This is a genomic window from Allobosea sp. GW821-FHT03A12 (assembly GCF_058986765.1).
Window position 1 is genome coordinate 1,336,980 of the sequence record NZ_JBYSVZ010000001.1, and the last position, 22,003, is coordinate 1,358,982.

Genomic DNA, 22,003 nt, shown 5'->3' on the forward strand with positions numbered 1-22,003 from the left:
GCTCTGCCGCTCCTGGATTGCTTCGTCGCTCCGCTCCTCGCAATGACGGAAACGGTTCGGATTTGAGGAGACGCATCATGGCGATGGAAGCGAGCGAGATCGAGCGCATGATCAAGGCGGCGTTCCCCGACGCCGTCGTCGAGATCAAGGATCTCGCCGGCGATGGCGACCACTATGCTGCCACGGTGACCTCGGCCGCCTTCAAAGGCAAGTCACGCGTGCAGCAGCACCAGATGGTCTATGCCGCCTTGCAAGGAAACATGGGCGGCGTGCTGCATGCCCTTGCGCTGACGACGACGGTTCCCCAAGATTAGAACGAGTTCATCCGGCGGGCCTTGAACCCGCATTTGGAGATAAAGCCATGAGCGATGTGAACGCCCGTATCGACGCCGAAGTGAAGTCAAGCGACGTGGTGCTCTTCATGAAGGGTACGCCGCAATTCCCGATGTGCGGCTTCTCCGGCCAGGTCGTGCAGATTCTCTCTTACGTCGGCGTGCCCTTCAAGGGCGTCAACGTGCTCGAGGATCAGGAGATCCGCGAAGGCATCAAGGCCTATTCGAACTGGCCGACCATCCCGCAGCTCTACGTCAAGGGCGAGTTCGTCGGCGGCTGCGACATTACCCGCGAGATGTTCCAGGCCGGCGAGCTGCAGGCGCTGCTCGAGGAGAAGGGCATCGCCGTCAAGCAGGCGAGCTGAGCCTCTCTTCACCATCATGGAATCGAAAAGGCGGCGCGTGAGCGCCGCCTTTTTCATGTCCGGATACGTCTGCCGCTGAAGCGGGCGATCACTTCACCAGCAGCCAGTCCTCGACCACCAGCGCGTCGAGCCCGCTCGTATAGAACATCAGGATCGCGTCCTCGCTGCTGTGCAGGATCGGCTTGCCCATGATGTTGAACGAGGTGTTGAGGATCACCGGCACGCCGGTGAGCGCGTGGAAGGCCGAGATCAGCGCGTGATAGCGCGGATTGCGTTCGGCCGTGACGCTCTGCAGGCGCCCCGTCGCATCCTCGTGGACGACCGCCGGGACGCGGTCGCGCACCGCTTCCTTCCAGGTCAGCGTGCGCTCCATATAGGGCGCATCCTGGTAGTTCTCGAACCAGTCGGGGCCGTGCTCGGCCAGGATCGAGGGCGCGAAGGGCCGGAAGGCCTCGCGATACTTCACCTTGGCGTTGAGGACGTCCTTGGCGTCGGCGGGACGCGGATCGGCCAGGATCGAGCGGTTGCCGAGCGCCCGCGGCCCGAACTCGGCGCGCCCCTGCGCCCAGCCGATCAGCTTGCCGTCCGCCAGGAGCTTCGCTGTCGCGGTAATGATCTCGTCCGGCGAGAGCTTTTGCAGCCTCGGCTCCCAGGCGGCCATGCGCTCGAACGGCTCGGTCGAGAGCGACGAGCCGAGATAGGGGCTCATCGGGCCCTTCGGCGCCTGCCAATCCGGATTCGCCTCGGCATGGGCGAGCCAGGCAGCGCCAACCGCGTTGCCGTCATCGGCCGGAGCGGAGGGGACGTGAACCTGCTTGAAGCCGTGCCTGCCGACGATCTTGCCGTTGAAGGAGGAGTTCAGCGCGCAGCCGCCAGCGAGCACGAGATTCTCCGACGGGCAGAGGGCGGCGGTCTCGGCGAGCAGCGCCTCCATCATCTCGGCGAAGACGTCCTGGCCGCAGCGCGAGAGATCGGCCCAGCCCTTGTCGAGCGCATCAGCCGGGCGGCGAGCCAGGATCTCGTCGGCGACGCTCTGGACCGTCGCGGCGTCGGCAAAGCTGAGCTTGGTGCCCTCGACGCGATAGAGCTTGCGCAGCAGCGCGAGCAATTCAGGATCGCGCTGGCCATAGGGCGCGAGCCCCATGATCTTCCATTCCTCGCCCTTGGCCTGGTCGAAGCCAGCGAGGTCGGTGACGAAGCCGAAATAGAAGCCGATCGATTCGCGGCCGCGATGGCGCTTCAGCTCGGTGAGGCGGCCGTCCTTGAGCGCGAAGATGGCGGAGGCGCCGGTCTCGCCCATGCCGTCGACGACGAGGCAGGCGGCGTCGCGGAAGGGCGAGGACCAGGAAGCATAGGCGGCATGGCTGAGATGATGGCCATAGCGCTTCATCCCGGTGATTTTGGCCTCGCCGAAGGCACGGTCGAGGCCGAGCAGGGTGCCGAGGCCGGCGCGCTGCTGCTGATGGTGCAGGTTGGCGATCAAAGCGCGCTCGCTGCGCTCGGGCACGAGCGAACGATTGAAGGCGGGCGAAAGCTTCAGCAGCGAATCGAGGCTGAAGGAGCCGGCGCGGCTCATCTGGTCGAGGAAGCCGGTGAACTCCTCGCCCCAGCTGGTTGCGAGTCGGATCTCCGCACCCTTCGGAATGTAGCGCTTGACCAGGCTTTCCATCCGCGCCGCCGTATCCGGCTCACAGTTCGGCGCGCGCTTGTATTGCAGGTAGCGCTCGGCCGCCTCAGCGAAGAGGACCTCTCCGCTTGGGTCGACGATGGCGATGGCCGGATCGTGGAAGGTGGTGGCGAGGCCGATCGTGTAGCTCATGGCCGGCAGCGTATGGAGCAGCCGGCCGGCCATGGCAAATGTTGCAGATCGGTGACGCTGGCTACGGCATCGCCGATTACTGGGCGAAGGCGATGCTGTCGGCGATCGCCTTGATCGCCGGCTCGAGCGAGGGGTAGGTCGCTTCGTCGGCGCTGACGATCATGCGCACGAAGCGGCCGTCGGCACCCAGGCCGATATACTGGACGAAGCGCTTGCCGGCGCCGCCCTCAGCCGTCTTGCCCGAGAGCAGCACTCCGTCCTTGCTGCCGGCGAAGGCGACCGTGTCGCGCTTGGTGATCTCGGCCTTCTCGAAGCCGCGCGTCGTCTGCAGCAGCTTCTCGCCGACGGCTGCCAACTGGCCGGCCGGGACCTGGCCGCCGGTCTGGTAGCTGACGATCAGCATGGGCTGCGCGCCTTTGGGATCGACGTTCAGCGGGCCGACGGTCATCAGCAGGCCGAGGCCGCCGAAGGTGTCGACGACGCGGAAAGGCTCGGCGGCGCGGATGCGGAAGGGCAGGGCGGCGAGCTTCTGCTCGATCGTCGGCTCGGCGCCGAGCGAGACGCTCTTCAGCATGGCGACGACGTCGTCGCCGTCGAGATCGGAATCCTCCGGCGCCTGCACGGTGATCATCACGGTCTTGGCGCCCTTGAGCAGCACGATCCACTTGTCGAAGGTGGTGCCGGCGACGTTCTGCTGGCCGGTCAGGATGCGGCCCTTGCCGCTGCCCGTCTCGATGTCCTCGGCCTCGTCGATCACGATGTTCTGCTTGGCGAAATTGGTCTTGGCGGCCTCGGCATTGCCGAACAGCGCCTGCAACTGCGCATGCGCCTCGGGCGGCATCTCGACGACGAGGACCGACGCCTTGGCTTCGGCATGTTCGAGGCCGGCGAATTTGCTCGACGGCACGAAACCCTTCAGCGGTGCCAGCGAGACCGTGGTTCCGGAGATCGCGGTGCGATCCTGCGCCTGCGCCGTCACGGTCAACCCGGCGGCGAGCAAGCCGCCCATGGCCAGTCGAAGGGCTGTTCTGGCGACGTGGCGCACTGGGCCCAAGTCGAATCGGATCATCGCATCGCTCCTGTACGATCGGTGGTGTCGGCGTTGCCGACGCGGGTCATGCTGCAACTGGTTCGAGCGGATACAGATTCACATCCCGCGACCTTTCGATCGAAGGATGAGGCCTGAAGCCGCTTGTCACTCTTGTGGATGTCAGGGCCGTGATCGACGGGTGAGGGAGCTCAGCGCCGGCCGATCGCGGCGGTGATCAGCGCCTTGGCGTCGGCGCCGGCCCACTCGGCCGGGCCCTGGAGCAAAGCGAGCTCGCAGCCGGCGGGATCGACCAGCAGGCTGATCGGCATGCCCTCGACCTTCTTCACGGAGCGGATGTCCTGGAAGACCTTGGCCTGCGGGTCCGCATAGTAGGCGAGGCGGGTGATGCTCTTGTCGGCCAGCCACTTCTTCGGCTTGTCGGGGTGGCGCGTGTCGATGTTGATCGCCACCACCTCGAAATTGGGGCCGCCGAGCGCGCCCTGGAGCGCATCGAGCGCCGGCATCTCGGTGAGGCAGGGCAGGCACCAGGTCGCCCAGAGGTTGACCAGAACGGTCTTGCCGCGCATGGCGGACAGCGTCGTCGGTTTGCCGTCCGGGCCGTTGAAGGCAAGATCGGGCAGGAGCGCCGGCTGCTTGGCGACCTCGACGGCCGCGACCTCGCCCTTTGCCAGCGGGCGCAATGTCTCAACCTTCGTCGCGGCAGCGCTGCAGACGGAATTGCCGGCTCCACCCCGGACGGAGTAGAAGGCGCCAGCGCCGCCGAACACCAGCAGCGCTAGAGCCCCGCAGGCCACCACTATTTTCGACCGAGACGTCATCGCGCGTCCTTGAAGAGCAGGAAAGACCGCCGTGAGCAACCGCATGTGGGGTGGGCGTTTCGCCACAGGTCCCGACGCCATCATGGAGGAGATCAACGCCTCCATCGATTTCGACCAGCGCCTGTGGCGCCAGGATATCCGCGGCTCGCTGGCACACGCCGCCATGCTGGCTGAGACCGGCATCCTGACGAAGGACGACGTGGACGTCATCTCGGCCGGACTCAAGGGCATAGAGGCCGAGATCGAGGCGGGGCGCTTCACGTTCTCGCGCGCGCTCGAAGACATCCACATGAACATCGAGAGCAATCTCAAGGACCGGATCGGCCTTGCCGCCGGGCGCCTGCACACCGCGCGCTCGCGCAACGACCAGGTCGCGACCGATATGCGCCTTTGGGTGCGAGACGCGCTCGACCAGCTCGACGAGCAGGTCGCCGATCTCCAGCTCGCGCTCGCCGAAAAGGCGGATACCTATGCCGGGGCGGTGATGCCGGGCTTCACCCATCTGCAGTCGGCCCAGCCGGTCACCTTCGGCCATCATTTGCTCGCCTATGTCGAGATGCTGGCGCGCGACCGCAGCCGGCTGCGCGATGCGCGCGAGCGCATGAACGAGTGCCCGCTCGGCGCCGCCGCGCTCGCCGGCACCTCCTTCCCGATCGACCGGCACTTGACCGCCAAGGCGCTCGGCTTCGCGCGGCCGACGGCGAACTCTCTCGATTCGGTCTCGGATCGCGATTTCGTGCTGGAGACGCTCTCCGCGGCCTCGATCTGCGCCATGCACCTGTCGCGCCTGGCCGAGGAGATCGTGCTGTGGGCGACGCCGCAGTTCGGCTTCGTCAAGCTCTCCGACAAGTTCTCGACCGGCTCCTCGATAATGCCGCAGAAGCGCAATCCCGACGCGGCCGAACTGGTGCGCGGCAAGGCGGGCCGCGTCTTCGGCGCGCTGCAGGGCCTGCTGACGATGATGAAGGGCCTGCCGCTGACCTATTCGAAGGACATGCAGGAAGACAAGGAAGGCACGTTCGATGCGGTGCAGACCCTGTCGCTCTGCCTTGCCGCCTCAGCCGGCATGGTCCGCGACATGCAGCCGGACCTGAAGACGATGAAGAAGGCCGCAGGCCTCGGCTACGCCACTGCGACCGACCTCGCCGACTGGCTGGTGCGAGTGCTGAAGATGCCGTTCCGCGACGCTCACCACGTCACCGGCCGCCTCGTCGGCATCGCTTCGGCCAAGGGCGTCGGACTGGAGAAGCTCTCGCTCGCCGAGATGCAGGAGGTCGAACCGAAGATTTCCGACGAGATCTTCGCCGTGCTCGGCGTGGAGCGCTCAGTGAAGAGCCGGACCAGCTATGGCGGCACCGCTCCCGCCAATGTGAAGCGGCAAGCCAAGCGCTGGCTGAAGCAGCTCGCCAAGGACGCGAAGCCGCAGTCATGATCCCGGCGCAAAGGCTCGCAAGCTTGCGCGCCATTCGCTACACTCGTCTCGAAGCTTCGCCTAAGGATCACCGTTCGTGCTGCAATCCCGCCTGAAACTCGGCCGCACCGTTCTGGTGGTCGGCCTGCTCGGCCTCGCCCTTGCGGCTTGCGGCCGCCGCGGACCGCTGGAGCCGCCGCCGAACGCCAAGAACGCGATCGACCTGCCGGATCAGCAGACCGGCGCGGTCGAGAATACCTTCAACGCGACGGAGGCTTCGCCGCTCGGCAAGGCGCCGAAGCGCAACAAGGCGATCGAGATTCCCGAGAAGCCCTTCGTCCTCGATCCGCTGCTCTGACAGTCTTCCGGACCTTCGATGCATCACTTCGCCTATCGCGACGGCGCGCTCTTCGCCGAGGATGTCGACCTGCGCGAGATCGCGGCAGAGGTCGGAACGCCGGTCTATGTCTATTCCTCGGCGACGATCGAGCGGCATTACCGCCTTTATGAAGCGGCGATGGCCTCGATCGCTCCGGACAAGCCGGCGCATGTCTTCTACGCCATGAAGGCGAACAGCAATCTCGGCGTGCTGAAGACGCTGGCGGCGCTCGGCGCCGGTGCCGATACCGTCTCGGAAGGCGAGATCCGCAAGGCGCTCGCCGCCGGTTTCCCGGCCAGCAAGATCGTCTTCTCCGGCGTCGGCAAAGCTGAGAGCGAGCTTGCCTTTGCGGTCGAGGCGGGCATCTACCAGGTCAATATCGAGACCGAGGGCGAGCTCGACCTCCTGTCGAAGGTGGCTCAGCGGCTCGGCAAGCGCCAGGAGGCGGTGTTCCGGGTCAATCCCGACATCGGCGCAGGCGGCCACGCCAAGATCACCACCGGCTCTTCTGCCAACAAGTTCGGCGTCTCCTTCGAGGAGGTGCATCGGCTCTATGCCCGCGCCGCCAACATGGCGGGCGTCCGGATCATGGGGCTCGCCGTGCATATCGGCAGCCAGATCCGCGAGGTCGACGCCTTCGAGGCGGCCTATACCAAGATGCGCGACCTCGTGCTGGCGCTGCGGGCCGAAGGGCATCGCGTCGACCGGCTCGACCTTGGTGGCGGGCTCGGCATTCCCTATGAGATCCCCAGGGAGTTCGACCATGGCCCGGGGCTGATCGAGGCCTATGCCGCGATGGTCGCCAGGGTGACGAAGGGGCTCGACGCCGAGCTCGGCTTTGAGCCGGGACGCCTGATCGTCGGCAATGCCGGCATCCTGCTGACCAAGGTGTTGCACCTCAATCCGCGCCCGACCAAGGAGTTCCTCGTCGTAGACGCCGCGATGAACGATCTGATGCGGCCGGCCATGTACGAGGCCTATCACGAGATCTGGCCGGTGGCGGAGCCGGCGGAAGGCGGCAAGACGATCGCCTATGACGTGGTCGGGCCGATCTGCGAATCAGGCGACACCTTCACCACCGGGCGCGAACTCTCAGCGCTGAAGCCCGGCGACCTTATCGCCTTCATGACTGCCGGAGCGTACGGCGCCAGCATGTCCTCGACCTATAACCAGCGCCCGCTCGTCGCCGAAGTGCTGGTGAAGGGCAACAAATTCGCGGTGACGCGGCCGCGCCAGAGCTATGAAGAGCTGATCGGCACGGATCGCGCGCCGCCCTGGCTGCCCTGAGCCTGCTTCACAATCCCCGGAGCGAGCTGTGGGTTCGGCGCTTCGACGCTGGTCACGCCACATTCCCGTGTTAGCCTCTCCCTTCGATCGATGAAGCTAGGAGAGGCGCCGCGGGGGCGGCCCGGAGCAGCGGATGAGCGAAGCACCGCGCCGCACGGCGCTTGATCCGGTCGGTATGATCCGCAAGAGGCTGGAGCGCCTCACAGCGGCGTCGCGGCTGTCTCTTGCCTGGGAGCGTCTCTGGCCGAAGCTGTGGGCGCCGCTCTGCGTCGTCCTCGCCTTCCTTGCCGTCTCCTGGTTCGGGCTCTGGCTGCATTTGCCCTGGTGGGGTCGGGCTGCCGGTTCCGCCATCTTCGCCCTGGCCCTGCTCGGAAGTTTCTGGCCGGCCGTCACCGGCCGCTGGCCCAGCCGCCGCGAGGCGCTGGCTCGGCTCGACCAATCCATGGACGGGGCGCATCGCCCGGCGACCGCGCTGGAGGATACGCTCGCGGTCGGCGGCAAGGACCCGGTCTCGCAGGCATTGTGGACGCTGCACCTGCAGCGCCAGAGCGCCCATGTCGCGGCGCTGAAAGTCGCGCCGCCGCAGCCGCACATGGCCGGGCGCGACAGGCGCGCCCTGCGTGCGGCACCGCTGGTCGCGGCCGTGGCCGGCTTCTTCGTCGCCGGGCATGAGGCCCTGCCGCGGCTGACCGCCGCCTTCGACTGGCGCGGTCCGGCGCTTGCGGCCGCCGCGGTCCGGATCGATGCCTGGATCGATCCGCCGTCCTATACGCGCATGCCGCCGATCCTGATCGATTTCGGCAGGCTCGCCGGTCCGAATTTCAACGTGCCCGAGAAGTCGACGGTGGTGGTGCGCATCGCCGGCAAGAGCGGCATGGATGTCGCGACCACCGGCCGGCTCGATGCCGTCCCGGTCGAGGGCAAGCCCGGCGAGACCAAGGCCGTGCCGACGAATACGGTCGCGGTGACGGAGAAGCGCTATCTCGTCGCCGGCGACGGCACCTTGCGCATCACCGGCTCGGGCGCGCCGGCGCAGACGCTCAGCCTGCACGCGATCATCGACCAGAAGCCGGAGATCGCCTTCACCCAGCCGCCGAAGGCCGTCAGCGGCGTCCAAGGCGGGCTCGGCCTCAGCTACCGCGCCAAGGACGATTACGGCATCGCCTCGGCCGAGGTGCTGGTCTCGCGAGTCGGACCGATCACGGGCGGCCGCTCGCTGGTCGAGGCGCCCAAGCAAGTGCTGCCGGTGCCGCCTTCCGGCTCCGGCGAAGACGAGATGAAGAGCACGGTCGATTTCTCGGCCCATCCCTGGGCCGGCGCCAAGGTCAATATGAGCCTCCTGGCGCGCGACGAGACCGGGCAGGAGGGGCGCAGCGAGACCGTCGAGGTCGTGCTGCCGCAACGGACCTTCACCAAGCCGCTGGCCAAGGCGCTGGTCGAGCAGCGGCGCAAGCTCGTCATGGACGTCGACAACCGCAGGAAGGTCCAGCTCGCGCTCGATGCGCTGATGATCGAGCCCGATCGCTTCATGAAGGAGACCGGCGTCTATTTGGGCATGCGCATGATCGGCGAACGGCTGCGGCGGGCCGCCAGCGACGACCAGCTGCGCGATACCGCCGAGATGATGTGGGCCTTCGCGCTGCAGCTCGAGGATGGCGACCTCTCGGATGCCGAGAAGGCGCTGCGGGCCGCGCAGGAGAACCTGGCGCAGGCGCTGGAGCGCGGTGCCTCCGAAGAGGAGATGAAGAAGCTCACCGAGGATCTGCGCCGCGCCATGGATCAGTACATGCGCGAGCTCGCGCAGCAATGGCAGCGCCAGCAGCAGAACGGCGAGCAGAACCAGGCGCAATTGCCGGAGAATTTCCGCACGGTGACGCCGCGCGACCTGCAGAACATGCTCAACCGCATCGAGGAGCTGACCAAGCGCGGCGACATGGCCGAGGCGCAGCGCCTGATGGAGGAGCTCAACAATCTCCTGAACAACCTCAAGACGGCGCGTCCTGGCCAGCAGGACCCGCGCCAGCGCGAGATGAACCAGGCGCTGGGCGATCTCGACAAGATGACGCGCGAGCAGCAGCAATTGCGCGACGAGACCTATCAGCAGGACCAGCAGAACCAGAACCGGACCCAGCGCGGCCAGCGCCCGGGCCAGCAGCAGGCGCGCCCCGGCCAGCAGGGCCAGCGCCAGCAAGGGCAGCAGGGCCAACGTGGGCAGCGCGGCCAGCAACCCGGGCAGCAGCCGGGCGAGGATGGCGAGGGCGAGGACGGCCAGAACGCCGAAGGTGGGCAGGGCCAGGGGCAGCAGGGCCTGTCGCAGCGCCAGCAGGCCCTGCGCGAGCGGCTGCAGGACCTGCAGCGGCGCATGCGCGGCATGGGCGCCGATCCCGGCGAGCTCGGCGAGGCCGAGGATGCCATGCGCGAGGCGGAAGGCCAGCTTGGCCAGGGCCAGGAGGGGCAGGCGGTCGACTCGCAAGGGCGGGCGCTGGAAGCGCTGCGCAAGGGCGGCCAGAACCTCGCCCAGCAGATGCAAGGCGAGCCCGGCGAGGGCGAAGGCAACGACAACGCCTATGGCGATCCGGACGGACGCCCGGCCGGCCGGCCCTCGGCCCAGCAGCGCGACAACAACGACCCGCTTGGACGGCCGCAACGCCAGCGCGACTGGGCCGATGGCCGCGTGCGGGTGCCCGGCGCCGACGAGAGTGCGACGCAGCGTGCGCGGCGCATCCTCGAAGAGCTCAGGCGTCGCCTCGGCGACCCGCTGCGGCCGACCGAAGAGCTCGACTATCTCGAGCGCCTGCTGCGGCGGAATTGAACGCGATGGTTTCGCGTCATGCTTGGGCTTGACCCGAGCATCTCAGAAACCAGTGCCTTCTTGTCATGAGATTCTCGGGTCGGCGCTCCACGCCGCCCGAGAATGACGGCAAGAGTTACCCCGCCCGATTGCCCGAGACGATCGCAAGCGCCGCGATGAAGCGGTCGAGATCGGCTTCCGTCAGATAGGGCGCCGGCGAGATGCGGATGGTGTTGCCCTTGGCGACGCCGCCGCGGCGCACCGTCATCACCTTGTGCTGGTCGCGCAGCGCCGCGACGACGGTGTTGCAGTCGGCGGCCGAGCGCTTGCCCGTCAGGGCGAACGAGGTGATGCCGGCGACCATCTCGGGATCGTCCGGCGTCTGGATCTCGACGCCTTTCAGCTCGCGGGCCCTCGCGACCCAGTAGTTGCGCAGATGGCGGTAGCGCGCCTCCTTGGCCTGCGGGCCGACTTCCTGATGCAGGGCCAGCGCGGCCGGGATGGTGAGCTGGGCGGCGAAGTTCGGCGTGCCGGTGTGGATGCGCGAGCGGACATCGTCCGGTTTGAAATCCTCGTCGCCGTAATGGGTGTCGATATCGGCCAGCCTCTCGCGGGCGATATAGATCAGACCGACGCCGAGCGGTGCGCCGATCCATTTGTGCAGGTTGAAGCCGATGAAGTCGATGCCGAGATCCCTGGCCTTGAAGTTGACCTGGCCCCAGCTATGGGCGGCGTCGAGGATGACGTCGATGCCACGCGCCTTGGCCATGGCGGCGAGCTCCCTGACCGGCATCATCAGCCCGGTGCGGTGGCTGATATGGGTCAGCAGCAGGAGCTTGGTCTTCGGATTGGCCTTGAGCGCGGCCTCATAGGCTTCGAGCACATTGGCCTTGGTCGGCGGCTCGGGGATGTCGAATTTGGTGACCTCGGCGCCGCGCCGGTTCTTCAGCCAGTTCATGGCGTACTGCATCGAGTCATAGTCGAGATCGGCATAGAGGACGCCGTCGCCGGGCTTCAGCTTGTTGTAGCCGGCGATCAGCGTCTGCAGCGCCTCGGTGGCACCACGGGTCAGCGCGATCTCCTCGCGCGCTACGCCGAGGAAATCGGCCAGCGGCGTGCGGACATTGTCGAGGTCCTGGCCGATCTTGCTGCGGGCGTAGACGGTATTCTCGAAGTTCACGAAGTCGGTGAGGCGCTTGTATTCGGCCTTCACCGGCTCAGCCATGATGCCCCAATAGCCGTTTTCGAGGTTCACCATCTCGGGCGTGACGCTGTAGAGGCGGCGGACCGCATCCCAATAGCCGGTGTCGGTGGCGAGGTTGTTTGCCGGCACGGGCGGGAGCGAGCGCGCAAGGGCGGGCGCCGCGAGGGCGGCGGTGCCGAGCGCGGCGAGCAGCGTGCGGCGGCTGAGAGCGGTGTGGTCGGTCATGGCGGATTGTCCCCGAGGCGGTGTACCTCGCTAAACGCCGGCTGTTTCAGGGCCATGACGGTACTGCGGGCGAACTTATCCCCGCGCTGCGAAACCGATGCATACTCGCGCAAACGCGCAACAGGAGTGCCGCTATGTCGATGCAGGGATCGCCCGCCGAAGATGTACCGGTCGAGGAGCCGCAGGCTCCGCGACAGCCGGATCTCGCCGTCACCTTCGAGCGGCTTTCACGCCTCGCGCCGATCGGCAAGGCCGATATCATGGGCAATATCGCCCTGCATTTCACGCGGCTCGCCGCCGAGGCCGACCTGACGACGCCGCTGCGCGTCTGCCATTTCCTGGCGCAGGCGGCCTTCGAGACTGACCGTTTCCGCACGCTGGAAGAGAAGGGCGGGAAGAAGCAGTTCGCCAAATACGAAGGCCGCGAGGATCTCGGCAACACCGAGCCCGGCGACGGCGCACGCTATCACGGGCGCGGCATCTTTCAGCTCACCGGCCGGGCCAACTACAAGCGCATCGGCCGGATGCTGAACGTCGATCTGGAGGGGCGGCCGGAGCTGGCGCTTGATCCGCGCATCTCGGTGCAGATCGCTTTCGCCTATTGGCGCGACCGCAAGATCAACGCCGCCGCCGACCGCGACGATGCGGCCCGGGTCACCCAGCTGATCAATGGTGGCCTGAACGGCCTCGCCGAGCGCCGGCAATTGCTGACGACGGCGAAGGGCATCTGGTTTTAATCCAGGCCAGGAAAGCCCATCGCCGAAGCCGATCCTGATCGCTCCCACCGCGATAGTTCGGAATCCGCACGATCGGCTTAAATTTTCTGCAACTGCCGCCGGTCCATAACCTGCGCGCCCGCCGCCAACTGCCGCAGAGTATGCCTTGCCGCTGGACTACCATTCGCTGCTGACGGCCTTTGCTCTTTCCGGCTGTGGATTGGCGATCACCTTTTTCGTCAGCTGGCTTGCCTCCAGGACGGAACGCTTCCTGATCGCCTGGACTTTCGGCGTGGCGTTCATGGCGCTCGGCGTGCTCGTCTACAGCTGGTACGCCCAGACCATGTCGCCGGCCGTCGGTGCCGCCGGATACACGATCCTGCTGGCCGGCCTCGCCTTCGTGTTCGGCGCCGGCCGGGAGTTCCGCACCGGCATTCTGCCCTGGCGCAGCATGGCCATCATGACCACCGCATCGTCGCTCGTCATGGCCGTGCCGATGCTGGCCGGCTACAACGGCGCCGCCATCGTCATGCTCAATGCGGCAGCGACGATCATCCTTCTCATCACGGCCTGGGACTACTGGCTCGGGCGCGCCGAAGCCCGGCTGGCCATCCCGCTGCTGACGGCTCTCTATGTTGTGACGGGGTTCTCCTTCGTCCCCTGCGCCGTCCTGCTGTTGCAGGACGGCGAGTGGCGCCTGTCGCAGGCGCCGTCGAATTGGGCCGAGGATCTCAATATCGTCGTCTGCCTCATCACCCTGTCCGGGATCGGCGCTCTCTCCCTGGCGCTCAACCAGGCGCGGTTGGCACGCAGCCACAAGCGCGATGCCGAGACCGATCCACTGACCGGTTTGCTCAACCGGCGGGCACTGCTCAACCGGATCGCGGAAGACATCAAAGGCCCCGCTGCGCTGATCGTGTTCGACATGGACCACTTCAAGACGACGAACGACGTCCATGGTCATCCGGCGGGCGACGACGTGCTGCGAAGCTTCGGGAATATCCTGGCGCTGTCTTGCCGATCGCAGGGTCTTGCCGCGCGGCTTGGCGGCGAGGAATTCGCGCTGCTGTTGCCGAGAGCCTCGCTCATCACGGCAGCAAAACTCGCCGATCGCGTGCGCAGGCGCCTGGCCAAGCGCCATTTCAGTGGGGATAGCGGCCCGTTCACAAGCACGACAAGCGCCGGCGTCGCTTATTCCAAGGACGTCGTCATCGATTTCGACGCGCTCCTGCGCGACGCCGACAAGGCGCTGTATGCAGCCAAGCGCGCCGGCCGCGACCAAGTTGCGGTCAGCGCGGACGACACGGAATTCCTGGCCCACAGCTGGCCGTCGCCGGATGGGCGCGATGCTGCCGACCTCGTTCGACTCAAGGCCGGCTAGAGCATTGGCGCGAAAGCCGAGCCGCTCAGGCGTGCCCGGCCTTCAACGCCTGGTCGAGATCAGCGTAGAGGTCCTCGACATCCTCGATGCCGGTCGAGAGGCGCAGCAGATCGGGCGGGCAGGGCGAGCCTGCGCCCTCGATCGAGGCGCGGTGCTCGATCAGGCTCTCGACGCCGCCGAGCGAGGTGGCGCGCTTGTAGAGCTCGACATGGGCAGCCGACTTGACCGCCGCCGCCTCGCCGCCGCTGACCTGGACGGAGAGCATGAAGCCGAAGCCGCCTTCCATCTGGCGGGCGGCGATGTCATGGCCGGGATGCTGCGGCAGGCCGGGATAGAGCACGCGCGAGACCAGCGGGTGAGCCGAGAGCTTTTCTGCCAGCGCCATTGCCGAGGCCGACTGGCGCTCCTGCCGGACATGGAGCGTGCGCATGCCGCGCATCAGGAGATAGGCTTCGAACGGGCCGAGAATGCCGCCCTGGCCCTTGCGCACCGTCTTGATCCGGGCCCAGAACTCGTCATCGGCATTGGCGCAGAGCGCGCCGGCGACGACGTCGGAATGGCCGTTCAGCACCTTGGTCGCGGCATGCATGACGATGTCGGCGCCGAGTGTCAGCGGCCTAGTATGGACCGGCGAGGCGCAGGTCGAATCGACCGCGAGCTTCGCACCTGCTGCATGGGCGATCTCGGCGACCGCGGCGATGTCGGTGATGGTCCAGAGCGGGTTGGACGGCGTCTCGGCCCAGATCAGCTTGGTGACGCCCGGCTTCACCGCCTCCTTGAGCTTGGCAAGGTCATCGGTCTCGACGAAGTCGATCTTGAGGCCCCAGCGCGTCGCCTCGGTCAGCAGCCAGGCGCGCAAGGCCCAGTACATCACCTTGGAGGCGACGACATGGTCGCCGGGCGAGAGCGCCTGGAACACGGCGGTCGCCGCGGCCATGCCGGAGCCGAACAGCAGAGCGCCGGCCTTGGCCTCCTCCAGCATGGCGAGCACGGCCTGCGCCTCGTGCACGGTCTCATTGTCCGGCCGGCCATAGATGAAGCCGGAGGAATAAGCGTTGTCCTCGTCGCGGATATAGGTGGTCGAGACGTGGATCGGCGGCACCACGCCTTTGGTCAACGGGTCGATCTTGCCCATGGCCTGGGCGGCGAGCGAACGGGGGTGCAGCGGGCGCTTGGTCATGGCTGATCCGATTTCCACTATGTGAGACAATTCATCTCATCTGGATTGCTGCAGTGCAAGAGGCTCGTCTTGTGCGGCGCGCAGACGCACCCCATTCTCGCCGCATGAGCATATCGTCAGGCAGTACCGATCGTCAGCTGAATGTGTGGCTTGCCGCACTCTTCGCCATCCTGCCGGTCGTCGCGGCCTCCCTGATCGGCAGCGCCGTGACGGTGCCGCAGATTCCGGGCTGGTATGCAGGCCTTGCCAAGCCGCCCTTCAACCCACCGAACTGGCTGTTCGCGCCGGTCTGGACGACGCTGTTCGCGCTGATGGGTCTGGCCGCGTTCCGCCTCCTGCGCCGACCGGCTGATACGCCGGGCAGGGCGCAGGCGCTGCTCGCCTATCACGCCCAGCTCGCGCTCAACATGCTCTGGTCCTGTGTGTTCTTCGGCCTGAACAGCCCGGCGGGCGGCCTAGCTGTCATCGCGTTGCTGCTGGCAGCGATGATCTGGACGATGCGGCGCTTCGCAGGGCTGGGCGACAGATTGTCCGTCGCCCTTTTCGCGCCCTACCTCGCCTGGGTCTCGTTCGCGAGCCTGCTCAACGCTTCGATCTGGTGGCTGAACCGCTGAGCGATCATCCCGCCCAATCGGTGACCATCAGGCCGGGGATACGCTCAAACTCTCGGCGGTTGCCCGTCACGAGAACTACGCCGCGTCGCCGGGCCTGGGCTGCGATCAAGGTATCATAGGCACCGATCGGCGTGCCGGAGGCTTCGAGTGCGGCGCGGATGTCGCCGGCTTCAGCGGCGTCGTCGTCATCGAAAGGCAACAGCTCGAATCCTTCAGCCAGAAAGGCGTCGAGCACCCGGGTGGACGCTTCGCGCCGAACGCTCTTGGCGATGCCGTAACGCAGCTCGAAGAGGACGATGGAGGGTATGAGGAGCGTCGTGCCTGCCGCCAGCTCTTGCCGAAGACGCTGCTCGACAGCCGGCACGCGGCCGTTGATCGCGAATACGATGACATTGGTGTCGAGGCAGAACATCGGAGCGGCTCAGCCGAAGGCGATCTCGTCCTCGTCGCCGGGTGGGGGATCGTCCGGCAGCCCTTCGACAAGGAAGTCGCGCGCGCCGAGTGCGTCGAGACGGGCGCGCCAGGCGGCAGCATCGAAAGGCGGGCGCGCGACTGGTTCGAGGATAACCTTGTCGCCGACCTTGCTAACCTGCACTTCGCTGCCCTCGAAGCGGAACTCCTTCGGCAGTCGGACCGCTTGGCTGCGACCATGCATGAAGAGTTTGGCTCTCGCCGATGTCGCGCTCATGGCCATCTGCATGCTCCAGGTGATATCTATCTAAGATAGATATCACCTGCTCGGCGTCAATATCGAGAACCGCGACCGCTCAGCCGATCGAGCGCTCGATCACGCGCAGCACCGTCTCGCGCAGTTCGGCGATGGTGAAGGGCTTGGTCATCACCTCCGAGACGATCGTCTCCAGGCTCTTGGCCCGCTCGCGCTGCTCGGCATAGCCGGTCATCAGCATGATGGTGAGGTCGGGGAATTGCTGCTTGGCGGCGAGCGCCAGAGCGATGCCGTCCATCAGCGGCATGCGGATATCGGTGAGCAGCAGGTCGAAATGGCCCTGCTCGGCGATCAGGATGTCGAGCGCCTCGGCGCCGTCGCCGGCGGTCAGGCAGTCGTGCCCGTCCATGGCGAGGCCGCGCGCCACCAGCGAGCGCAGGCTCTCCTCGTCATCGACCACGAGAATGCGCGACATCGCTTCAGATCCCCGGCAGGCCGGCCTGGTCGGCGGTCTCGATCACGCCGACATAGGGCAATTGGCGATAGGAATGGGCGACGTCCATGCCGTAGCCGACGACGAAATAATCGGGGCATTCGAAGCCGACATAGTCCGCTTCGATGTTGACGGCGCGCTTGGCCGGCTTCTCCAGCAACACGGCGGTCGAGACGCGGGCGGCGCCGCGCGCCGCGAGCAGGTCCTTGGCGAAGGCGAGGGTGCGGCCGGATTCGAGGATGTCGTCGACGAGCAGGACATGGCGGCCGCGGACATCGCTCTGGACGTCCCTGAGTATCTCGACCTGGCCGGAGGAGACGGTGGCGGCACGGTAGCTCGACAGATGGACGAACTCGACCTGCGGGGCCATGCCGGCGCGGTGCATGGCGCGGATCAGGTCGGCGACGAACATGAAGCTGCCCTTCAGCACCGCGACGACGAGCAGGTCCTCGCCGGCACCGGCGGCGATCTCGGCGGCCATTTCGGCATTGCGCGCGGCGATCGCCGCCTCGTCGTAGAGAACGCGGATACGCTTGGGCTGGGACATCGACGACCGTTCCTTTCGGCGCGGGCCCGTGCCCGCGCAGCCCCGTGATCGCGGGCTAAACTCTTCAGGTGCCAGTCATAGCGTCCATGCGCTGACAATTGAAGCGGCCGGGCCCCTGCGATGTGGAAACCGACCGAGAGATCAATGGAGGCTGGCGATGCCGTCCGGGCTGCCGGTGCCGAAGCGCAATTGCACCGAGCGCCCGTCATTGGGTGGCGAGGCGAGGCGGGCGCGGAAATGCATCAATTCAGCTGGCTCCAGCGATGGACGCGGCGGCTCCGTCGTCCAGCTGTAGAGCACCTTGCCGTCCTCGCCCTGCACCATCACCGTGATCGGCGGCACCTTGGTCGTTCCCTTGGCGATATTGGTGACGTCGCCGGAGACGACGAGGAAGCGCCCCTGCTGGTCCTGGACCAGTTCGCTCTCGACGGCGCTGAAGGCGAGGCCGCGCACGTTCACCGGCAAGCCGATGGTCGCATAGAGCCCGGCGAATTGCGGCACCACCCGGACGACGCGCTCGCGCTGCCAGAGGCCGAGGCCGAGCGCGACGAGGCCGATGGCGACGAAGATGCCGGCTGCGGCCGGTGGCAAGCGTGTCGCGGCGCCGGGTGCGCCCACCCAGTTGCGCTTGCGCTTCGGGGCCCGCGGCGGTGCCGTATCGGGCTGCGGAAGCTCGGTCCGTTCAGCCGTCAGCGCCGAGATGTCGGCGTCGATCTCGGCGGCGCGACGCAGCTCCTCCTCCAGCTCGGCGGCGGTCTGCTCGGCGCTCGGAGGGCTGGGAAGCTCCGGGATCGCCGCATCCAGGTCGGATTGCAGGACCTCCTCCGCCGGCTGCGTTTCGGCGGCGCGCGGCGCCTCGATCTGCCAGGTCGTCTGGCAGCTGGCGCAGCGCACCTTGCGGCCGCCGGTCCCGATCTTGGCCTCGGCGATCTCGTACCGGCTGGCGCAGTTGGGGCAGACGATCTGCATGGCCTTAAAAATGCTCGCTCCGCGCTGCATTCCCGAGAATGTCGGTCCGGAGCCTGATCCTCTCGCCGTTGCGCGCAAGCGCAGGCGGGTGCGACCAGGCGCTCCGCCTCCCATAGGGTCGATTTATGGTTAACGTGGCGTAAACCCTGCGCCGTGCAGGGCTGAGGAAAACCTGCCGGCGGTTCCCGCCGGAGCGTGGTCTCGGTGTAAGGTCGTGTCGGCTCGGCGCCCATCCGGCACGATTCGGAAAAATCAGCGAGAGGAATTGCGTTGGTTCGGTTCGAGAATGTCGGCTTGCGGTACGGGATGGGTCCGGAGGTGCTGAAGGACATCAACTTCAGCATCGCGCCGCGCTCTTTCCAGTACCTGACCGGGCCGTCGGGCGCGGGCAAGACCACGCTGATCCGGCTGATCCTGATGGCGCTCAAGCCGACGCGCGGCCTGGTCAACCTGTTCGGCCAGGACGTCTCGCGCCTCGAAGCCGCCACGCTCACCGATTTCCGCCGGCGCATGGGCGTGGTCTTCCAGGATTTCCGTTTGCTCGACCATCTGACGGTCTACGAGAACGTCGCGCTGCCGCTGCGCGTCCTCGGCAAGGAGGAGGAGGGCTATCGCGCCGAGGTGGTCGAGCTGCTGCGCTGGGTCGGACTCGGCGAGCGCATGCATGCCGTGCCGGCCGTCCTCTCCGGCGGCGAGAAGCAGCGCGCCGCGATCGCGCGCGCCTTGATCAGCCGGCCGCAATTGCTGCTCGCAGACGAGCCGACCGGCAATGTCGATCCCGGGCTCGGCCGTCGGCTGCTGCGCCTGTTCATGGAACTGCAGTCGCTGGGGACGGCGGTGGTGATCGCGACCCACGACATCGCCCTGATGGAACTCTACGACGCGCCGCGTCTCGTGCTGGCGGATGGGCATCTGCATGTCGATGCCTGACCATCTCGACATCGACGAGGCCGAGGAGGAGCGGCCGCGCGGCGGTTCGCGCCTGCCGGCGAGCCTGCGCCGCGATCAGCCGCTTGTGCCGGTCGATTCGGTTGCCGGACGGGCGCTCGTCGTCGTCATCGCCATCCTGACCTTCCTCGCAGCGCTGAGCGCTGGTGCGGCATTGCTCGCCGCCCGTGCCTCCGAGCAATGGCGCGGCGCGGTGGCCAACGAGATGACGATCCAGGTCCGGCCCGATCCGCGCCGCAATATCGAGCAGGACATCGCCCGCGCCGCCGAGCTCGCCCGGGCCGTGCCCAGCGTCGCCGAGGCCAGGCCGATGCCGCGAGCCGAGTCGGACAAGCTGCTCGAGCCCTGGCTCGGCGCCGGGCTCGATCTCGTCGAATTGCCGATCCCGCGCTTGATCGTGCTGCGGCTATCCTCGACCTCCGCCAACGACCTCGTCGCCTTCAGCCAGACATTGCGGCGCGAGGTGCCGAGCGCGACGCTCGACGACCACAGGCTTTGGGTACGGCGGCTCTCGACCATGGCGAGCACGATCATCCTGGCCGGTGTCGCGGTGGTGCTGCTGGTGCTGGCGGCGGCGGGGCTCGCGGTCGCCTTCGCGACGCGCGGCGCCATGGCTGGCAGCCGCGATTCGGTCGAGGTGCTGCATTTCGTCGGGGCGACCGACGAGTTCATCGCGCGCGAATTCCAGACGCGCTTCGTCGCGCTCGGCCTGCGCGGCGGTGCAGCGGGAGGCCTGGCGGCGATCATCGCGATCGCTGTGCTCGGCTTCCTGTCCTCGGCCTGGAGCGCGACGCCGGAGGCCGACCAGTTGCAGGCCCTGTTCGGCGCCTTCGAGATCGGCTGGTCCGGCTATGCCGTCGTCATCCTGGTCGCGGCTGTGGTCGCGGCGATCGCGGGACTCGTCTCGCGGCTGACGGTGCGCCATTATCTCCGGGCAATGGGCTGACTCGCTGCGCGGCGGAGTTGTCGGAATGCCGTCATTGTGCCCGATTGGGCGGTTAGTGTCCCGGTCTCATGGTGCTGCTTGAAACCCGGCAAGGCCATCTTCCCTGTGTTGAGGACAGCGCGGCTGCCCTGCGACCGATGACGACGCCTGCCTCCCCGCGGCGCCGCTGGCTCCGCACGATCCTGTTCTGGGGCTTTCTTCTCGGCTGCTTCGTCCTGGCCGCCGGCTATGTCCGCTTCGCCACCGGTCTGTCGGTGACCGAGGCGAACTCGCCGCCGCGCACGGATGCGATCGTCGTCGTCACCGGTGGCGCCCAGCGCATCGGCGACGCCGTCAGCCTGCTCAATGCCGATCGCGGGCGGCGCCTGCTGATCAGCGGGGTCAACGAGAAGACCGGCCGCGAGGAATTGGCCAAGCTCAATCCGAGCGCGCGCGAGGCTCTCGCCTGCTGCGTCGACCTCGACTATCGCGCCCGCAACACCATCGGCAACGCCATCGAGACGCGGCGCTGGGTCCGTCGCCATGATTTCCGCTCGCTGCTGGTGGTGACGTCGAACTACCACATGCCGCGCACGCTGCTCGAGCTTCGCCATGCCATGCCGGGCGTGCGCTTCGTGCCGCATCCGGTGGTGACCGATCAGGTCGATGTCGCCGGCTGGTGGCGCGACTGGCATGCGATCCGCCTCTTGGTGCCGGAATACCTCAAATATCTGGTCGCCGCCGTGCGCAGCCGGCTCGAGACCGACCCCGAGACCTCGCGGCTCTCGGTGATCATCGGCGGGCGCAAGCCGGTCTCACCCAAGCCGGGCGACCTGATCGGCCCCGAGCACGACAAGCGCTCGCGCGCTCCGGCACCGGCACGCGGAGCTTGAAGGGTTCATTTTGTCGGCGATGTCGGCCAGCGATAGCTGATGACTCGATCTTTCGAGAAGGTGGCGGTGGTCACCTGATCGTCGACATTACCCACCACCAGGGTCACCGTGTCGTTGTCCGAGGCGAGCACGAAGCCGACGAGCGCGCTGATCGCTTCCGGGGCAGCGCGCCGCTGGAGCACCGCGAGCGCGCCACGCCGAGGCTGCTGAATCTGTTCTCCGAATGTGGCGTAATCGGCGCATCGTGCGCTCGCCGGACTTCCGGCGACCTTGGCCTGCTGCAGCACCCAGCTGACGAAGGAACACCCCCACGGCACATCCTGGCCGGCGCCGACCAGCTTTGTCGATGAATGATAGGCGGCTATACGCGGATTGGTCTGGGGCGGCGTGGCTTCTTTTTGCCCGACTTCGTTGAGCGCGATTGTGAGCCATGCCGGGTCGGTCGCCTGCGATTGCGCCCCGCCTGTGCTGGCCGGCCCTATCGTTTGCAGCGTTTCCTTGACGCAGGCATCGGAGGTTATGGTTGCCCGGTGGGGAAACGCGGCAACGGTGATATCCGAACGGCAGGTGAAGACCTGTCCCCCGGTCGCATAGGATACTTTGAGAAAGATTTCACGCTCGTCGATCTGCAAGCTGGCGCGGCCATCGCCATCGGTGGTGCTTTCCGCGAGTATGGCTGCCTGACCCGGTTTACGTGCCTGCACGGAGGCTTTGTTGATCGGCGTGCGCTTATCTTCAGCCAGAACACTGACGTAGAGTATGTTCGACGAGGTCACCCAACTCCAGAGGTAGCTGGCGGTCGATGGAAGCCAGCTCTTCACCGATTCGGTTCCAAGCGCTGTCACTGCGGCGACGACGGCCGCCATCATTAGAGTTTTGCTTTGGGTCTGCTTCATGTCGCTAGGCATGGCAGTCTCGGTTTCTTCAGCTTTGATCATCGAACGAAAGGGCGGTGAAGTCTATCTTTCACCAGATGGAATCGGGCTTA

23 protein-coding genes are annotated in these 22,003 nt (G+C 66.8%); 12 read left to right on the forward strand and 11 right to left on the reverse strand.

Annotated features, from left to right (window positions below; genetic code table 11):
• The first annotated feature begins 77 nt into the window (after positions 1 to 77).
• Complete coding sequence (locus AC3WLC_RS06280; RefSeq protein ID WP_110491483.1) at positions 78 to 314, forward strand: BolA/IbaG family iron-sulfur metabolism protein; 237 nt, start codon at positions 78 to 80, stop codon at positions 312 to 314.
• A 47-nt stretch (positions 315 to 361) separates the two neighbouring features.
• Entirely contained in the window at positions 362 to 697 is a 336-nt protein-coding gene (gene grxD, locus AC3WLC_RS06285) for a Grx4 family monothiol glutaredoxin (protein WP_091836387.1), read from the forward strand.
• A gap of 88 nt (positions 698 to 785) precedes the next feature.
• On the opposite strand, the gene AC3WLC_RS06290 is transcribed toward grxD, so the two are convergent.
• From AC3WLC_RS06290 to tlpA, 3 genes are all read right to left on the reverse strand, one after another.
• Complete coding sequence (locus tag AC3WLC_RS06290; protein WP_493683136.1) at positions 786 to 2,516, reverse strand: carbamoyltransferase family protein; 1,731 nt, start codon at positions 2,514 to 2,516, stop codon at positions 786 to 788.
• 76 nt (positions 2,517 to 2,592) lie between these two features.
• Positions 2,593 to 3,585, reverse strand: coding sequence for a hypothetical protein (locus tag AC3WLC_RS06295; protein ID WP_493683060.1), 993 nt, complete (start codon positions 3,583 to 3,585; stop codon positions 2,593 to 2,595).
• A 170-nt stretch (positions 3,586 to 3,755) separates the two neighbouring features.
• Complete coding sequence (tlpA, locus tag AC3WLC_RS06300) at positions 3,756 to 4,385, reverse strand: thiol:disulfide interchange protein TlpA (protein WP_493683061.1); 630 nt, start codon at positions 4,383 to 4,385, stop codon at positions 3,756 to 3,758.
• A gap of 31 nt (positions 4,386 to 4,416) precedes the next feature.
• Between tlpA and argH the strand changes: the two genes are divergently transcribed.
• The 4 genes from argH (at position 4,417) to AC3WLC_RS06320 (ending at position 10,274) form a co-directional block, all read left to right on the forward strand.
• Entirely contained in the window at positions 4,417 to 5,817 is a 1,401-nt protein-coding gene (argH, locus tag AC3WLC_RS06305; protein WP_493683062.1) for an argininosuccinate lyase, read from the forward strand.
• A gap of 76 nt (positions 5,818 to 5,893) precedes the next feature.
• Positions 5,894 to 6,154: an LPS translocon maturation chaperone LptM gene (lptM, locus tag AC3WLC_RS06310; protein WP_346358460.1), complete on the forward strand. Its 261-nt coding sequence runs from the start codon at positions 5,894 to 5,896 to the stop codon at positions 6,152 to 6,154.
• Between the two features lie 18 nt (positions 6,155 to 6,172).
• Positions 6,173 to 7,462, forward strand: a complete 1,290-nt coding sequence (gene lysA / locus AC3WLC_RS06315) for a diaminopimelate decarboxylase (protein WP_493683063.1) — start codon at positions 6,173 to 6,175, stop codon at positions 7,460 to 7,462.
• A gap of 133 nt (positions 7,463 to 7,595) precedes the next feature.
• Positions 7,596 to 10,274, forward strand: coding sequence for a TIGR02302 family protein (locus AC3WLC_RS06320; RefSeq protein ID WP_493683064.1), 2,679 nt, complete (start codon positions 7,596 to 7,598; stop codon positions 10,272 to 10,274).
• A 115-nt stretch (positions 10,275 to 10,389) separates the two neighbouring features.
• On the opposite strand, the gene AC3WLC_RS06325 is transcribed toward AC3WLC_RS06320, so the two are convergent.
• A complete protein-coding gene (locus AC3WLC_RS06325) occupies positions 10,390 to 11,682 on the reverse strand; it encodes an aminotransferase class V-fold PLP-dependent enzyme (protein WP_493683065.1) in 1,293 nt (430 codons plus the stop codon).
• A gap of 134 nt (positions 11,683 to 11,816) precedes the next feature.
• Here AC3WLC_RS06325 and AC3WLC_RS06330 point away from each other — a divergent pair, with 134 nt between their 5' ends.
• A complete protein-coding gene (locus AC3WLC_RS06330; RefSeq protein ID WP_493683066.1) occupies positions 11,817 to 12,419 on the forward strand; it encodes a glycoside hydrolase family 19 protein in 603 nt (200 codons plus the stop codon).
• Positions 12,420 to 12,564: 145 nt separating this feature from the next.
• Positions 12,565 to 13,779 carry a GGDEF domain-containing protein gene (locus tag AC3WLC_RS06335; RefSeq protein WP_493683067.1) on the forward strand — a complete coding sequence of 405 codons (1,215 nt, stop codon included), beginning with the start codon at positions 12,565 to 12,567 and terminating at the stop codon, positions 13,777 to 13,779.
• Positions 13,780 to 13,804: 25 nt separating this feature from the next.
• On the opposite strand, the gene AC3WLC_RS06340 is transcribed toward AC3WLC_RS06335, so the two are convergent.
• Positions 13,805 to 14,959 (reverse strand): trans-sulfuration enzyme family protein, encoded by a 1,155-nt coding sequence (locus AC3WLC_RS06340; protein WP_493683068.1) that lies wholly within the window; start codon positions 14,957 to 14,959, stop codon positions 13,805 to 13,807.
• Positions 14,960 to 15,030: 71 nt separating this feature from the next.
• Between AC3WLC_RS06340 and AC3WLC_RS06345 the strand changes: the two genes are divergently transcribed.
• Positions 15,031 to 15,573: a TspO/MBR family protein gene (locus AC3WLC_RS06345; protein WP_493683069.1), complete on the forward strand. Its 543-nt coding sequence runs from the start codon at positions 15,031 to 15,033 to the stop codon at positions 15,571 to 15,573.
• A 4-nt stretch (positions 15,574 to 15,577) separates the two neighbouring features.
• Here AC3WLC_RS06345 and AC3WLC_RS06350 read toward each other — a convergent pair whose 3' ends face one another.
• From AC3WLC_RS06350 to AC3WLC_RS06370, 5 genes are all read right to left on the reverse strand, one after another.
• Positions 15,578 to 15,985: a type II toxin-antitoxin system VapC family toxin gene (locus AC3WLC_RS06350; protein ID WP_493683070.1), complete on the reverse strand. Its 408-nt coding sequence runs from the start codon at positions 15,983 to 15,985 to the stop codon at positions 15,578 to 15,580.
• Between the two features lie 9 nt (positions 15,986 to 15,994).
• On the reverse strand, positions 15,995 to 16,261 hold the full coding sequence (locus AC3WLC_RS06355) for an antitoxin (RefSeq protein WP_493683071.1): 267 nt from the start codon (positions 16,259 to 16,261) through the stop codon (positions 15,995 to 15,997).
• 79 nt (positions 16,262 to 16,340) lie between these two features.
• Complete coding sequence (locus AC3WLC_RS06360; RefSeq protein WP_346359226.1) at positions 16,341 to 16,715, reverse strand: response regulator; 375 nt, start codon at positions 16,713 to 16,715, stop codon at positions 16,341 to 16,343.
• 4 nt (positions 16,716 to 16,719) lie between these two features.
• A complete protein-coding gene (gene hpt, locus AC3WLC_RS06365) occupies positions 16,720 to 17,280 on the reverse strand; it encodes a hypoxanthine phosphoribosyltransferase (protein WP_493683072.1) in 561 nt (186 codons plus the stop codon).
• A 141-nt stretch (positions 17,281 to 17,421) separates the two neighbouring features.
• Complete coding sequence (locus AC3WLC_RS06370; RefSeq protein ID WP_493683073.1) at positions 17,422 to 18,249, reverse strand: zinc-ribbon domain-containing protein; 828 nt, start codon at positions 18,247 to 18,249, stop codon at positions 17,422 to 17,424.
• A gap of 270 nt (positions 18,250 to 18,519) precedes the next feature.
• Here AC3WLC_RS06370 and ftsE point away from each other — a divergent pair, with 270 nt between their 5' ends.
• From ftsE to AC3WLC_RS06385, 3 genes are all read left to right on the forward strand, one after another.
• Positions 18,520 to 19,179, forward strand: a complete 660-nt coding sequence (ftsE, locus tag AC3WLC_RS06375; RefSeq protein ID WP_346359223.1) for a cell division ATP-binding protein FtsE — start codon at positions 18,520 to 18,522, stop codon at positions 19,177 to 19,179.
• A complete protein-coding gene (locus AC3WLC_RS06380; protein ID WP_493683074.1) occupies positions 19,166 to 20,143 on the forward strand; it encodes a cell division protein FtsX in 978 nt (325 codons plus the stop codon). The genes ftsE and AC3WLC_RS06380 overlap by 14 nt, the downstream gene beginning before the upstream one ends.
• Positions 20,144 to 20,280: 137 nt before the next feature.
• Entirely contained in the window at positions 20,281 to 21,015 is a 735-nt protein-coding gene (locus tag AC3WLC_RS06385; protein WP_493683075.1) for a YdcF family protein, read from the forward strand.
• Between the two features lie 5 nt (positions 21,016 to 21,020).
• Here AC3WLC_RS06385 and AC3WLC_RS06390 read toward each other — a convergent pair whose 3' ends face one another.
• Entirely contained in the window at positions 21,021 to 21,923 is a 903-nt protein-coding gene (locus AC3WLC_RS06390; RefSeq protein WP_493683076.1) for a TIGR02594 family protein, read from the reverse strand.
• Positions 21,924 to 22,003 lie beyond the last annotated feature (80 nt).